Source organism: Alteromonas sp. BMJM2 (genome assembly GCF_027257845.1).
Taxonomy (GTDB): Bacteria; Pseudomonadota; Gammaproteobacteria; order Enterobacterales; family Alteromonadaceae; genus Alteromonas.
In genome coordinates, this window is the sequence record NZ_JAPVOT010000021.1 from 1 (window position 1) to 15,091 (window position 15,091).

Annotated in this window: 14 protein-coding genes; 7 read left to right on the top strand and 7 right to left on the bottom strand. The window is 44.8% G+C overall.

All coding sequences use genetic code 11. From position 1 onward, the window contains the following. The first annotated feature begins 153 nt into the window (after positions 1-153). The 7 genes from O9X84_RS16580 (at position 154) to O9X84_RS16610 (ending at position 6,046) form a co-directional block, all read left to right on the top strand. Positions 154-519, top strand: a complete 366-nt coding sequence (locus O9X84_RS16580) for a pilin (RefSeq protein WP_442864550.1) — start codon at positions 154-156, stop codon at positions 517-519. 70 nt (positions 520-589) lie between these two features. Next, entirely contained in the window at positions 590-1,798 is a 1,209-nt protein-coding gene (locus O9X84_RS16585) for a type II secretion system F family protein (RefSeq protein ID WP_269520795.1), read from the top strand. A 186-nt stretch (positions 1,799-1,984) separates the two neighbouring features. After that, entirely contained in the window at positions 1,985-2,899 is a 915-nt protein-coding gene (locus O9X84_RS16590) for a prepilin peptidase (RefSeq protein ID WP_269520796.1), read from the top strand. A gap of 70 nt (positions 2,900-2,969) precedes the next feature. Further along, a complete protein-coding gene (gene coaE, locus O9X84_RS16595; protein WP_269520797.1) occupies positions 2,970-3,587 on the top strand; it encodes a dephospho-CoA kinase in 618 nt (205 codons plus the stop codon). A 255-nt stretch (positions 3,588-3,842) separates the two neighbouring features. Continuing rightward, positions 3,843-4,595, top strand: coding sequence for a cell division protein ZapD (gene zapD / locus O9X84_RS16600; protein ID WP_269520798.1), 753 nt, complete (start codon positions 3,843-3,845; stop codon positions 4,593-4,595). 320 nt (positions 4,596-4,915) lie between these two features. Next, positions 4,916-5,143: a DNA gyrase inhibitor YacG gene (gene yacG / locus O9X84_RS16605; protein ID WP_269520799.1), complete on the top strand. Its 228-nt coding sequence runs from the start codon at positions 4,916-4,918 to the stop codon at positions 5,141-5,143. Between the two features lie 21 nt (positions 5,144-5,164). Next, positions 5,165-6,046, top strand: coding sequence for an aspartoacylase (locus O9X84_RS16610; protein ID WP_269520800.1), 882 nt, complete (start codon positions 5,165-5,167; stop codon positions 6,044-6,046). Positions 6,047-6,268: 222 nt separating this feature from the next. Here the strand turns inward: O9X84_RS16610 and mutT are convergent, their stop codons facing one another. The 7 genes from mutT to O9X84_RS16645 all read right to left on the bottom strand — a co-directional run bounded on the left by mutT (position 6,269) and on the right by O9X84_RS16645 (position 15,078). Continuing rightward, a complete protein-coding gene (gene mutT / locus O9X84_RS16615) occupies positions 6,269-6,661 on the bottom strand; it encodes an 8-oxo-dGTP diphosphatase MutT (protein ID WP_269520801.1) in 393 nt (130 codons plus the stop codon). Next, complete coding sequence (secA, locus tag O9X84_RS16620; protein WP_269520802.1) at positions 6,661-9,372, bottom strand: preprotein translocase subunit SecA; 2,712 nt, start codon at positions 9,370-9,372, stop codon at positions 6,661-6,663. The genes mutT and secA overlap by 1 nt, the downstream gene beginning before the upstream one ends. Before the next feature lie 160 nt (positions 9,373-9,532). After that, on the bottom strand, positions 9,533-10,411 hold the full coding sequence (locus tag O9X84_RS16625; protein WP_269520803.1) for a M23 family metallopeptidase: 879 nt from the start codon (positions 10,409-10,411) through the stop codon (positions 9,533-9,535). A gap of 176 nt (positions 10,412-10,587) precedes the next feature. Further along, a complete protein-coding gene (gene lpxC, locus O9X84_RS16630; RefSeq protein WP_269520804.1) occupies positions 10,588-11,499 on the bottom strand; it encodes a UDP-3-O-acyl-N-acetylglucosamine deacetylase in 912 nt (303 codons plus the stop codon). A gap of 356 nt (positions 11,500-11,855) precedes the next feature. Then, entirely contained in the window at positions 11,856-13,025 is a 1,170-nt protein-coding gene (gene ftsZ, locus O9X84_RS16635; RefSeq protein WP_269520805.1) for a cell division protein FtsZ, read from the bottom strand. Positions 13,026-13,130: 105 nt separating this feature from the next. Beyond that, a complete protein-coding gene (gene ftsA, locus O9X84_RS16640) occupies positions 13,131-14,360 on the bottom strand; it encodes a cell division protein FtsA (protein WP_269520806.1) in 1,230 nt (409 codons plus the stop codon). Positions 14,361-14,367: 7 nt separating this feature from the next. Next, on the bottom strand, positions 14,368-15,078 hold the full coding sequence (locus O9X84_RS16645; protein ID WP_269520840.1) for a cell division protein FtsQ/DivIB: 711 nt from the start codon (positions 15,076-15,078) through the stop codon (positions 14,368-14,370). Positions 15,079-15,091 lie beyond the last annotated feature (13 nt).

The window sequence follows — 15,091 nt, forward strand, 5'->3', positions numbered from 1 at the left end:
TCGATTCCACAATAGTACGGATGTGTATTAGTATAAAAGTTCATTGAGTTTTCTCCCTTGGTTTGGTCGCCTATTAGGATAAACTTAGTTTATGCTGATAGGGAGGAGGCTCAATGATTATCAAACCAAAAGGGTTTCACCCTAATCGAACTAATGATTGTTGTTGCAATCATCGGTATTCTTGCTGCAATCGCATTGCCGGCTTATCAGACTTACACACAGAAATCTAAATTTACTGAAGTTGTAATGGCAACGACTGCGTTTAAAACCGCGTTCGAAGTTAGTGCTCAAACAGGCGAATTTACTGCGCTGGCTGACGCGGACGCTGGTACGTTGGGCCTCCCACCAGCATTGGGTGCAGCTGGTCGTGTTGCATCTGTCACAATCGAAAACGGTGTTATCACAGCCACTGGATCTGCAGAGTTAGGTGGCGAAACATATGTTTTAACGCCTAACGGCATAGTTGCTCCAATTCAATGGACAAAAACAGGATCGTGCGTATCAAAAGGAATTTGTTAAGAAGATTTCTTTAGACATTTATGAGGGAAGTGCATTGCACTTCCCTTTTTAGTTTGGGGAGAAACTAAAAGTGAAAGCAGCATTCGTTTTTGAGTGGCAGGGAAAAGACAGGCATGGCGCTGGTCGCAAAGGCGAAATATCAGCAGCCTCAATATCTGAAGCGAAAAACTTATTGCGCAGGCAGGGCATATCTGCGAATAAAGTCAAAAAACAAAGCAAGCCTCTTTTTGGCTCTGGTGGAGCAAAGATAACTGCTGCCGATATATCTGTGACTTCTCGCCAAATAGCTACTATGCTCAGTGCTGGCGTAACGCTTATTCAATCGTTAGAGATGATAGCGCAGGGCCATGCAAAGCAGTCAATGCGAAAGTTGCTTGGCGAAATTACCGAAGAAGTTAAAGCGGGGAACCCGTTATCTTCAGCGTTGAGAAAACACCCGAACTACTTCGATGATCTATACTGCGACTTGGTCTACACAGGTGAGCAGTCTGGTGCACTAGAGCTAATTTACGACAGAATTGCTACTTACAAAGAAAAAGCTGAGGCGTTAAAGTCAAAGATTAAAAAAGCGATGTTTTATCCCATCGCTGTTGTGGTGGTTGCTTTTATCGTAACCACTATTCTTCTGGTTTTTGTTGTTCCCCAATTTGAAGAAATATTTAGTAGTTTTGGCGCTGAACTTCCCGCATTTACTCAATTCGTTCTAGGCATTTCACGTTTTGTGCAAGATTATGGCATTTTTATCGCTATCGGTATCGGTGTTGCAGGTTTTTTGTTTGGACGGGCTTACAAGAAGAGTCAAAAACTGCGCGACTCATGCGATAAATCGGTTTTAAAGATTCCTGTCATAGGAGAAATTCTAAAGAAAGCCAGTATTGCCCGCTTTACACGTACCCTTGCTACCACATTCGCTGCAGGTGTGCCATTAATAGGCTCTCTTGAATCCGCTGCTGGCGCTTCGGGTAACGCGGTATACCGTGATGCAATACTATTTATGCGCAAAGAAGTGGCAGGCGGTATACCTATGCATGTTGCCATGCGTGCTACCAATGTATTCCCAGATATGGTGACGCAAATGGTGGCTATTGGTGAAGAGTCTGGCGCTGTAGATGAAATGCTAAGTAAAATTGCCACAATCTATGAAGCAGAAGTGGATGATATGGTAGACGGTTTAACCAGCTTACTTGAACCTATGATTATGGCGGTATTGGGTGTGGTTATCGGCGGCCTAATTGTGGCTATGTACCTACCGATATTCGATATGGGTAACGTGGTATAAATTACTCAAGTTTTATTCGTACGAAGAGCTAGCTGTAATTTTTTAATTCAGCGAGTGAAGTCTCTTTGCGCAAAATAATAACAAATAACTAGCTCGCACTTTTGCGGGCTTTTTCTTATTCTGGTAGGTATAAGTAGCGCGTAAATACGTTGCTGAAAACAGAATTATATTAATGGAACTGCTTTAATGGATGCAATAATTACCCTCAGCCAACTCCACCCAGAGTTCTTTTACGTGTTCGTTTTTCTGGTTAGCCTGATGGTTGGCAGTTTTTTGAATGTGGTTATTTATCGCCTGCCCATTATGATGGAGCGAAGCTGGCAAGCAGAATATGATAGCTATTTCGCTGACTCAGATGATGTTGCTGAGACAGGGAGTGTTGCCAACGCAGGCGCCGCTGCGAGTGTAAACGCAGCCCCGTTCAACCTAGTAAAGCCCGATAGCACCTGCCCTAAGTGCGGGCATACCATTCGCGCGTGGGAAAATATTCCAGTAATCAGTTATTTATTTTTAAAAGGCAAATGCGCCAATTGTAAAACCGGCATTTCCCCTCGCTATCCGCTGGTAGAGCTTTTTACTGCTATCGCCTGTACGTTTACTGCATATCACTTTGGGCCAACTTCCCAAGCCGTGTGGGCCATTTTAATTACCTATGTGCTTATTACTCTTATTTTTATCGATGTAGACAAAATGTTGCTGCCAGACCAACTGACGTTGCCTTTGCTTTGGCTTGGTTTGCTGCTAAGCACGAGTGATGTTTTTGTTGGCACTACCGACGCCATAATTGGTGCTGCTGCTGGGTACTTAAGCTTATGGTCTGTTTATTGGCTGTTTAAGTTAGTGACTGGCAAGGAAGGTATGGGCTACGGCGACTTTAAATTACTGGCTGCCCTTGGTGCTTATACTGGCTGGCAGGGCCTGCCGGTTATTATTTTACTGTCGTCCTTTGTGGGCGCCATTATTGGTATTGCCATTATGATGATACAAAACAAGGGTAAATCGCTGGCTATTCCTTTTGGGCCTTATTTAGCAGTTGCTGGCTGGCTGACGCTTTTATACAAAGACGTTATTATTACCACCTACCTTGATATGGTTTTATAGCAATTATTTAATGTATTGGGTGGATTGATTGGTTTAGTGTGTTTATTTAACGTATTTGGAGAATAAAGAATTGAATAACACATTTGTTGTTGGCCTGACTGGCGGTATTGGTAGCGGTAAATCCGCAGCTACCGATTTGTTTAAAACCCATGGCATTGACGTAGTCGACGCCGATGAAGTAGCACGAGATGTGGTGTTACCAGGCACCATTGGGTTGCAGCGTATTGTGGAGCGCTTTGGCGACAGTGTATTGCTGAGCGATGGCACTCTTGATAGAGCGCAACTTCGCAAGTTAGTGTTTACCAATAACAGTGCGAAAAATTGGCTAAATAGCTTACTTCACCCCCTTATACGGGAGCGTATGCAGCAATTGATAGCCGAATCTTCAAGCGCTTACTGCATACTCTCTGTACCGCTGCTTGTTGAAAATAATCTCACTACAATGTGCAACAAAGTCGTTGTAGTAGACTGCAGCGAAAGCACTCAACTGACTCGTGCGGTGAATAGAGATAGCAGTGATGCAGAAACAATAAAGAACATTATGGATGCCCAAGCTACTCGAGAAGAGCGTTTAAGTGCGGCTGATTATGTATTAGATAACAATACAAGCTTACTATCGCTTAAGCAGCAGGTAGCAGATTTACACCATCAATTATTAACGCAAGCCTCAACTGCTACTTCTACCTAGAGTAATCCGCTCTCCCTAAGGCGAGCCTTCCCTCTCTGCACGTTTTTACATTGTCTTATTTGCTAATTAGCCGAGGTAATGAGTTAAAGGCCATCATGCATGAGCAGCGATTGATTACAAATTGCCTGTTTTTGAAACTTTTTTGCTCATTTGGCATCTAAAGTTTGGCTTGGCTAGCAAGTATACTTGGCTTAGTGGTCACTATGCTTTAGGCTTAAAGCTTTCTCCTTACGTAATTGTATTTAAAGGATATCCATGAGCGACGCTGTATTCGAATTTCCCCTAAAGGAAAAAGTACGTAATTATTTACGCGTAGAACAGCTGCTGGGGCAACTTAACATTACGGCCAAGGCAGAACAAAGCAGCCTACAACTTGTATTTTTTGAGCAACTCTTTGAGCTACTCGACCTAGTAGAGCGTATCGACCTCCGCTCAGATCTCACTAAAGATTTAGAGGCTCATGAAAAGAGCCTAGTTTACTGGTCAAAACACCCCAAAATAGATTCTACCGCACTTGAGCATGCGTTAAAAACGGTACTACGATTGCGTCAAAAAATTAAGACTGGAGGGCGATTTGGCAGTGCGCTTAAAGAAGACAAACTGCTAAGCTCTATCAGACAACGCTTTTCCATACCTGGTGGTGCCTGCAGCTTTGATTTACCCAATCTGCATTTTTGGTTACATCAACCTACTGAACAACGTTTAACAGAAATAGCGCAGTGGCTAGATACCCTCGCTCTATTAGATGATGCTATCACCGTTGGCTTGTCGTTTATTCGCGAACGAGGTCAATTTAAAAGTACTGTTGCAGAAAGCGGTTTTTATCAAGGCACCGCGGAAGACAAAAATGAACTTATCAGAGTGAAGTGCCGCACTGATGAAGGTTACTACCCTACCCTTAGCGGTAATAAGTATCGCTATGCGCTTCGCTTTATGCTTTTCTCTAGCGATGACAGTAAGAGCGGTTCCGTTGAAGAAAACGTTCAATTCCTACTAGCAGCCTGCTAACCTGAATTAAAGCACGATGTCTTTTTAAATTCCGTGTTCAAATTTCTTACATAGACTTTTTTCAGATTCCGTGCATAAACCATAGTCGAAATTCGTGCTTGAATATCTTCGTTAAGCATCAATGTGACAAGGCGCAAAGAGAGAAGCTCCTTATTGTGATATATCACCACTATGGTTGTTGATTTATTGATTTGTTGATTTGTTGATTTGTTGATTGAGTTAGCGAAATAGTAAGAGATCAAACAAGGTCATCGATGGTTTTTCTGTTTTTTATTTATTAGATTGTTAGTTTCGTATTTCAAATCTTTTTGGAGAGATAGATGGAAGTAAAATGTCCTATTTGTACCAAACCTGTTGTATGGTCACCACAAAGTGAATACCGCCCGTTTTGCAGTAAAAAGTGCCAGCTGATTGATTTAGGAGAATGGGCCGGTGAAGATAGAAAGATAGCCGGTAAGCCAGCTCAAGGTGCTACGCCGCAAGCTATGGATATAGAAGAAATAGAGGCAATGTTAGCGCAGCAGCCTAACGACTTCTTCAAGCACTAACTTATCTATTTAAGGAACAACATGATTAACCATATTGCACTGGTAGGTGGTACTCACGGCAATGAAATGAGTGGTATTCAGCTTATTCAAAATTGGGAGTCTAGCGGTATTCCTTCTCAGTTTAATGAGCTAGACGTCACACTTTACACCGCAAACCCTGCCGCTATCGCCGCTAACGTTCGGTTTTTAGAGGAAGATCTAAATCGACAATTTACTCCCGAGGCGCTGAACACCGATTCACTTCAAGCTGCCAGCACGAGTGAAGAGCACAAGTTAGCAAAAACGATTAACGAACAATTAGGCCCTAAAGGCGATGCTTCCACCGACCTTGTAATCGATATACACAATACCACCAGCAATATGGGTGCAACACTTATCATTCTCGATACAAGTGATGTGTACGTTAAAATGGCCCGATATGTAAAGCAACATATGCCAGAGGCCAACATTTTAGTTGAAGACGAAATGGCCTATGCCTCTCACGGTTACTTGTGCACTACGGGTAAATACGGCGTAATGATTGAGGTTGGCGCCCAGCCTCAGGGCGTATTGCGAGAGGACGTATTTTTAGCCACACAGAAAATGGCAGAAGTATTGTTAGCCTTTTGTATCGCCTATAATAAAGGCGAGTGCGACGACCTTGCGGCCTGCGAGGCATTTCGACTTGGTGAGAACATCTCTTTCCCATTAAATGATGAAGGCAACCGCACGGCTATGATCCATCATTCGTTGCAAGATAACGACTTTGTCCCCTTAATGCCTGGCGCGCCCATGTTTAGGCGCTTTGATGGTAAAGACGTTGTATGGGAGGGTACAGAGCCAACCTACCCCCACTTTATCAATGAAGCGGCCTATCACAAATTAGATGTGGCCTTTGCCACCTCAAGCCGTATAGAAATCTAGCTCTGTTTTGGGTTTTACCTTTCCAATGGATTTAAACGCGATTTATATTTAAGACTGTACATACAAAAACAGCCACATCAAGTGGCTGTTTTCTATAACTATCGCTCTATCTGACCACCGCAGAATCGCAGAAACACTGAAACCACGTGTTACTAAACGCGATTAATCACGCAGTAAAACACTACTATTTGCCATAAACCGCTTATGTATTCCGTACACTTTTTATTTGCTCGTTTCCATGAGCGCCTGAATAATGGCAACGTTAGCTTCGGGAAAGTCTTCGGCGCGTAACTCATTAATTGGCTGCCAGCGTGAAGACTGCCCTTCTTTGCCGTGAGGCTCGCCGGTAAATTGCGTCACGCTATGCACATCTAGCTTTACGCATTTATCGCCATAATCATGTTCGATAAGTATTAACGGCTCGCTAGATAGCACGTCTATGCCAATCTCTTCGGCAAGCTCCCGCTTAAGTGCATCAGTAACCGTTTCTCCGCTTTCCACTTTTCCACCGGGAAACTCCCATTTCCCGCCTTGGTGAGCGTCTTTTGCGCGAAGGGTGGTAAAGATATCATCGCCGCGGGCAACAACGCCCACGGCAACATGTACCACTTTCATTAACTTAATTTACCGTGGCACTGCTTATACTTCTTACCCGAACCACAAGGGCACGGATCGTTACGGCCTACTTTAGGGCCATTTCTTACTGCGGTACGCGGCGTATTGCTAGCTTCTTCTGGTTGCGTTTCAGAAGCATCTTGATGCTCAAAGTTCTTAGGTACATCATCGGCTTGGCGACGCTGCTCTTCCACTTTTTGCACGTCTTCTTCTGCCTGCACTTTCACGCGAGCAAGAATGGTGATCACTTCAACTTTTAAGGTCTCTAGCATTTGTGAGAATAGCGCGAAGGACTCTCGCTTGTACTCTTGCTTTGGATTCTTCTGAGCATAGCCACGTAAGTGAATGCCCTGGCGAAGATGATCCATAGCCGCCAAATGCTCTTTCCAGTGGCTGTCTAGGTTTTGCAGCATTACCGCTTTTTCAAACTGACGTAACACGTCAGCCCCTACTACTTTTTCTTTCTCTGTGTAAGCGCCTACCACTTCACCGTGAATGCGTTCACGAAGCTTCTCTTCATAAAGCTTGTCGTCGTTTTCTAACCATGACTGAACAGGTAAATCTACAGCGAAGTCTGCTTTCAAGCGTTCTTCTAATCCCTTCACGTCCCACATTTCTTCAAGAGACTGCGGTGGAATGTATTCGTCTACAACACTCGTAATAACATCTTCACGGATGGCTGAAATTGTTTCGCTGATATCGCCTTCGTCGAGCAGTTCGTTACGCTGCTCGTAAATCACTTTACGCTGATCGTTAGCCACGTCATCGTATTCAAGAAGCTGTTTACGGGTATCGAAGTTACGACCTTCCACTTTACGCTGTGCGTTTTCGATAGCGCGCGTCACCCAAGGGTGTTCGATAGCCTCGCCACGCTCCATGCCTAAACGCTTCATCATGTTGCCCATTTTTTCAGAGGCAAATATGCGCATAAGCGCATCGTCTAGCGATAAATAGAAACGGCTTGAACCAGGGTCGCCCTGACGGCCTGAACGTCCGCGAAGCTGATTATCAATACGGCGAGATTCGTGACGCTCGGTGCCAATAATGTGTAAGCCACCAGCTTCAAGTACTTCGTCGTGTCTCTTCTTCCACTCTGCTTTAATCTTTTCTATTTGAGCGTCAGTAGGGTTCTCAATATTTTCAATTTCGGCCTGCCAGTTACCGCCTAATACAATATCGGTACCACGACCGGCCATGTTAGTCGCAATAGTGACGGCACCAGTTTTACCCGCTTGTGCCACTATGTCCGCTTCATGCTCGTGAAATTTAGCATTAAGCACTTTGTGCGGAATTTTCGCTTTTTTAAGAATACCCGAAATAAGCTCAGAATTTTCAATAGACACGGTACCTACTAAAGTAGGCTGCCCACGTTTCACGCAGTCTTTTATATCTTCTACTATCGCTTCGTATTTTTCTTCAGCGGTTAAGTAGATGAGGTCGGCCATGTCTTTGCGCTGCATTGGCTTATTGGTTGGAACAACTACGGTTTCTAAGCCATAAATATGCTGAAATTCAAACGCTTCTGTATCTGCCGTACCTGTCATACCCGCTAGTTTGTTGTATATGCGGAAGTAGTTCTGGAAAGTAATTGAAGCAAGCGTTTGGTTTTCGTTTTGAATGCGTACACCTTCTTTCGCCTCTATGGCTTGGTGTAACCCTTCAGACCAACGACGCCCGTCCATTGTGCGACCAGTATGTTCATCAACAATAACTATTTGATCTTCTTTAACAATGTAATCTACGTCTTTAGTAAACAGCTTGTGGGCACGCAGTGCAGCATTAATATGGTGCAGCAGTGAAATATTGCCCGCAGCAAATAGTGATTCCCCTTCTGGAAGAACGCCTTCTTGCTGGAGAATTTCTTCCACATGCAGTTGCCCGCGCTCAGTTAAGTGAATCTGCTTGGCTTTAAGGTCGATGGTGTAATCGCCATCACCCTCTTGGCCTTCTTCGTCTTCCTTTTCTTGCTGTACAAGTTGAGGAATTAACACGTTGATTCTGCGATAAAGCTCTGAACTATCTTCAGCTTGGCCGGAGATGATCAAAGGCGTGCGCGCTTCGTCAATTAAAATGGAATCAACCTCATCCACTACTGCGTAGTTAAGTGGACGCTGCACTCTGTCTTGGGGGCTAAATGCCATGTTGTCGCGAAGGTAATCGAAACCGAATTCGTTGTTCGTACCGTAAGTCACATCAGCTTGGTAGGCCTTGCGCTTTTCCTCTGATGACATGCCCGGCACGTTACAACCGACTTCCATGCCCAAGAAGTTGAACAGTTGATTACTCCACTGCGCATCACGCTTGGCAAGATAATCGTTAACGGTAATAACGTGAACACCTTTACCCGACAATGCGTTTAAATAAGTAGGTAAGGTTGCGGTAAGTGTTTTACCCTCACCGGTACGCATTTCTGAAATGTTACCTTGATGCAGTACCTGACCGCCCAGCATCTGCACGTCGAAGTGACGCATGCCGTATACACGTTTACTGGCTTCTCGTACCGTCGCAAACGCTTCATTTAACAACGCATCTAAGGTTTCACCTTTTTCGATACGCGCTTTAAATTCGTCGGTTTTCGCTTTTAGCGCCTCATCAGAAAGCTTTTCATACTCTGCTTCCAGTGCATTGATGGCATCTACGTTTTTACGTAATTTTTTTAATAGACGGTCGTTTCTACTTCCGAATACTTTTCTAAGGATGCTTGAAAACATTAGCTTTTTTATTCCACTACTTGTCGAGACGCCATACCAAAGGTACAGCAAAAATTAATTGTATAAGACTGAAGCCACCGGGTGGCATTGTCTTGCGATTGTCGCATAAAATGCGACTTATATTGACGCAGGAATTACCCTACTTACCTGGCTGCTACCTTTATCTTTTTCGAACGTAAGGTAGAGGATCGACTTGTTTTCCGTTTCTTATTACTTCGTAGTGAACATGAGCACCAGTCGAACGACCGGTATTGCCCATTTTAGCGATGGATTGCCCTTTGGTGACCACATCGCCAATGGAAACAGACAGTGTATCGTTGTGCCCATAGCGGGTAACGAATCCATCTCCATGATCAATTTCTACTAGTTGGCCATAACCGTAGCGTTCACCTGCCCAGGTAACAATACCTGCTGCTGTTGTCACTACGTCTACACCCGCTTCACCAGCAAAATCCAGCCCTTTGTGCATAGCTGCTTCGCCAGTAAACGGATCGGCCCGCATACCGTAATAAGATGACAACCATCCCGACGCAATCGGACGACCAGATAATCGACTCTGCTCTTGGATATGGTGACCCCGAACCAAACTTTCAAGCATAGCAAGCTGTTGCGATTTCAAATCGAGTGATTGCTCTAGCTTGGCTATCTCATTGAGAATGGGGTCGTCTTGGATGTTGTCTGGTATCGATACCGGTACGAAAGCGTCCAGGTCAGCCGCTGACATACCTAATTCTGTTGCTATTTGTTTACCTTGCTCATCAAGAATAGTGGCCTGTGCCGAGAGTTCGGCCACCCGTGAGAGCAGTGCTTGTAATTTTATTGTGGTTTGATTTTTCAGCGCGTCGATGTCTTTTCTGGCGCCATTGACTTGTGATTGAGCTAAACGAACACGGGCAACGTCTTCGGGAACAGACTCAGTTGATCGGCTCGACACCAGCATAAAAATAGACGTGAGCACAGTTGCGCTCACAAGCGTACGGACACTAATACTGTGCCGATAGCGTGTATTTTTACCTGCTAGTGTAATTGTTAACTTCATACCACGAAACGGAATTGGACTTCACACTCGAACTTATTATTTGTACGCCAAGCTTATTGCTCAGGGTTTTATTATTAATGTCGAGACGGAGTTCTGTAAATTATGGGGGTTACTTTATCATTTATTGCAACGATTGCCACGTGAAAAAAAACCGCCAGGTAGGCGGCTTTTTCAAATTATGCTAATACGGGTTGTGCGTATCGTATTGGCGCAGACTCTTGAGAGTCGTAAGTCACAAACTCCCAACAATCTTGCTGGGCCAATAGTGCGTTAAGCAGCTTATTATTTAAACCATGACCGGTTTTATAGGCTCTCAGCTCACCAATTAAACTGTTGCCACCAAGATATAAATCACCAATGGCATCCAAAATTTTATGCTTCAGAAATTCATCATCGTAGCGTAAACCTTCAGGATTTAGCACGCGGAACTCGTCGAGTGCCACGGCGTTTTCCATGCTGCCACCTAATGCTAGATTATTCGCATTCATGTATTCAAGGTCGCGCATAAAACCAAATGTGCGCGCTCTGCTAACTTCGTTAACGTAAGAGCACGAATCAAAATCCATCACCATGTGTTGGCGGGTTTCGCTAATAACAGGGTGATCAAAATCGATTTTGAAATCCACACGGAAACCGTCATAAGGAACTAGCTCCGCCCATTTGTCTTCGTCTTCTACGCGCACTGGTTTCTTTATACGGATAAACTGCTTAGGCGCGTTTAGCTCTTCAATACCCGCCGTTTGAAGTAGAAATACAAACGGACTGGCACTTCCATCCATGATTGGCAGTTCGTTACTGTCTACTTCAACGATAATATTGTCGATGCCTAAGCCGGCAAGCGCAGAAGCAAGATGTTCAACGGTTTGAATGGTCACGCCGTCTTCGTTATTTAAACACGTACACAGCATGGTATTTCCTACCGCATCGGCGCGGGAAGGAATGTCAACATGTGGGATAAGGTCAACACGCCTAAACACGATCCCCGTGTTTGCAGGCGCTGGCCGGAGAGTCATCGTGACCTTCTCCCCTTTATGAAGTCCAATACCAGTTTCTTGAACTGGATGCTTGATTGTACGTTGTCTAATCATTTGCTTATGCTTTTACCTTTTAAAAAAGCGGGCGCGAATTATAGTGAGTTATTACTCACATGTCAAAAAACACACAGTTTGTGGCGTCTGTCTCATTACTCTGTATGAGTAAAAGTATTGAATACTCGCTGGAACTAACGTTGAAGTGATGGAAAAAACACTTCAAACCTTGCTCGCAGCGGTTCTAAACATGCATGTTTATATTCAACCACAGCATTTAGAACACAATACTTAAATCTCAAACTTCAGTATTCAAACCACAATACTGGAACCACAACAAAACTAAAAAATTCCCTACAGCTTCCTGTCGTTTCTCGTAGATGCTTCGCAGCTTTTCAAGAAAACAAGGCAGTACGTTAGTCTGCCTGTTTACGCAAGAATGCAGGAATATCCAAATATTCCAAATCATTATCAGGCTGTGCACTGTCTTCCGCTTTAAGAGCTTGGTTACCTTCGGTACCACCAACAGCAGAACGTGTTTCGCTTGTATTGTTATTACTACCGTATTCTTTAGCAGGCTGAGTTAAGCGAGAGCCTTCAGTGCTCACTAACGAAATGTCTGCCTTGCGCTCAGCTCCAATACCTGTAGCAACAACGGTTACGCGAAGTTCGTCTGTCATTTCCATATCAATAACGGTACCAACAACAACGGTAGCGTTTTCAGATGCAAATGCTTTAACCGCGTTACCCACGGTTTCAAACTCGTCGATAGCAAAGTCTGGGCCCGCTGTAATATTAACAAGAATGCCTCGTGCACCGGATAAATCGATATCTTCAAGCAGTGGACTGGCAATCGCTGATTCAGCTGCCTCTTCAGCACGGTCTGGACCGCTTGCTGCGCCGCTACCCATCATGGCTTTGCCCATTTCAGACATCACTGTTCTTACGTCGGCGAAATCCACATTGATCAAACCAGGGCGTGTAATCAGCTCTGCAATACCTTGAACCGCACCGCGTAGTACATCGTTGGCCGCGCTAAATGCTTGAAGAAGCGGCGTGCCAGGCCCCATTACTTTTAGCAGCTTTTCGTTAGGGATAGTGATCAATGAGTCAACATTGTTCGCTAGCTCTACAATACCTTGCTCAGCAAAAGAGGTACGCTTTTTACCTTCAAAAGGAAATGGTTTAGTGACTACGGCCACGGTTAGAATACCCATTTCACGGGCAATCTTTGCCACCTCTGGTGCAGCACCCGTTCCGGTACCACCACCCATTCCAGCGGTAATGAATACCATATCGGCACCATCTAGCGCTTGGCGAATAGTTTCTCTGTCTTCTTGTGCTGCATCTCTACCGATATTTGGATCGGCGCCTGCACCTAGCCCTTTCGTGACACTTGAGCCAATTTGCAGCGTAATATCTGCATTTGAACTACGAAGTACCTGTGCATCAGTATTCACAGCGATAAACTCAACGCCTTCAATGCTTTGAGACACCATGTGCTCAACTGCATTACCGCCGCCACCGCCTACTCCGATGACTTTGATTACGGCTTCTTCGCCGTGACTATCCATTAATTCGAACATACTTACTCTCCGGTTGTACGTCTTAAAAGCACTGTACTAGGTCACTTGTTGACTAATAGCATCCTGCTAGCCTTGATGACTTTACTACAGAACCCCCTAAAAAAATTAAAATTCACCTTTAAACCAGCTTTGCACTCGATGAAACAGGCTTTCGCTTGATTTCTGCGTACTGGAATTTTTATTATCAGTTTGTGCTTTGCCGTATTGCAGTAAACCCACTACAGTTGCAAATCCGGCATCATCAACATATTCAGCTAAGCCTTTTACATTGATAGGTTTGCCCACACGAACGGGCATCTGAAAAAGTTCTTCGGCAAATTCAACGGCACCTTCCATCTTGGCGGTGCCCCCTGTGAGCACAAGGCCCGCAGCAATTTGCTCTTCCAGACCACTGGCACGAATCTCATCATGTACCAGTTCAAAAAGTTCTTGGTAGCGAGGTTCAATCACCTCAGCTAATGTATGACGAGACATTACCCTGGCTGGGCGTCCACCCACGCTAGGTACTTCAATACTGTCTTCCATACTCACCATATCTTTTAGTGCACATGCGTAATTAATTTTAATCTCTTCCGCATTGCTGATAGGTGTTCTAAATATTTTCGCTATGTCGCTCGTAATCTGATTGCCAGCAACAGGTATGACTGCAGTGTGACGAATTGCGCCATCAGTGTAAATAACCATATCCATGGTGCCGCCACCAATATCGACCACGCACACGCCTAATTCGCGCTCATCGTCGGTCAGCACAGCGTAACTTGAGGCCAGTGCCGAGAAAATAAGCTGGTCAGCGTTAAGTTCGCAGCGCTCTACACATTTCACCATATTTTTAGCCATATCATCTGCACAGGTGATGATGTGAGCATCTGCTTCCATACGCACCCCTGACATTCCAATCGGGTTTTTAATTCCCTCTTGCACGTCAATCGTAAACTCTTGTGGCAACACGTGAAGCAGACGTCTTTCGGCGGCGATGGGTACACTGCGAGCCGCGTGGATAACATTATCAACGTCTTCTTGTGTCACTTCCTGGTTGTTGATTGGCACCATGCCATTTTCGTTCTGGCATTTAACATGACGTCCTGAGATAGACATAAACACCGACGAAACGCGACAGTCTGCCATTAATTCCATTTCATTAACGGCACGTTGCACCGACTTAACGACTAAATTCAGATCGTTAACGCCACCTTTATCCATGCCTTTCGATGCATGGGTGCCCACACCAACAATACTGATTTGATCATCATCAAGCACTTCGCACACCACGGCCTTTACCTGGCTGGTGCCGATATCTAGTCCTACAATCAAATTGCGTTCCGCTGGTTTTGACATGGTTTCCTTAACTCTCTTTATTTATCGTGTCGTTGTCGTTTTCAATCCAACCAACAGCAACACCAGTGTCATAACGAAGGTCTACGTAGCGTACAGCCTTCTCTTGTTGCGCCAACAGTGGATACACATCGATAAAGCGCTGTAGCCTATCGATGAAATCCTGACGACCTAAATTCAATCTAATGCCATTTTCTAACTGTACCTGCCACGCAAATCGCTCGCTTAGCGACAGTTCATCAATAGCAATATTGGTAGTCTTTATCAGCGCATGCATGCTGTTAAAGCCTTGGAGCGCCGTTTTTTCACTACCACCGGGACCATACAGCCGCGGTAAATCAATCTCAACGCCTTCATCATTAAAGGTGTCGCCATAAGGGTTAAGTAGCAAGTCCTCGTTCCATTTTGCGACGGGTTGCTGCTCAACTAAGTAAATCTTCAGCGTGTTCGGCCACTTTTTACGCACCGATGCGCGGTATACCCATGACTGCGCCTCAACTAGCTCAAACACGTCATTAACATCTAGAGCAAAAAAACTGCCGGGCTGCGCCTTTCTAATCAATCTTTCCAGCTTAGTGATATCGATATGCTGGTAGTCTCCAGAAAAATCGATAACTTGCACTGGCATTTGTTGCTCATCGTGCAAATACTGATTGGCTTTCATGCCGCCAAACACCACGCCCGTTAACACCAGCAGCAAGAAGATTACGCCGCCCCACATTGTGCGCCGATGG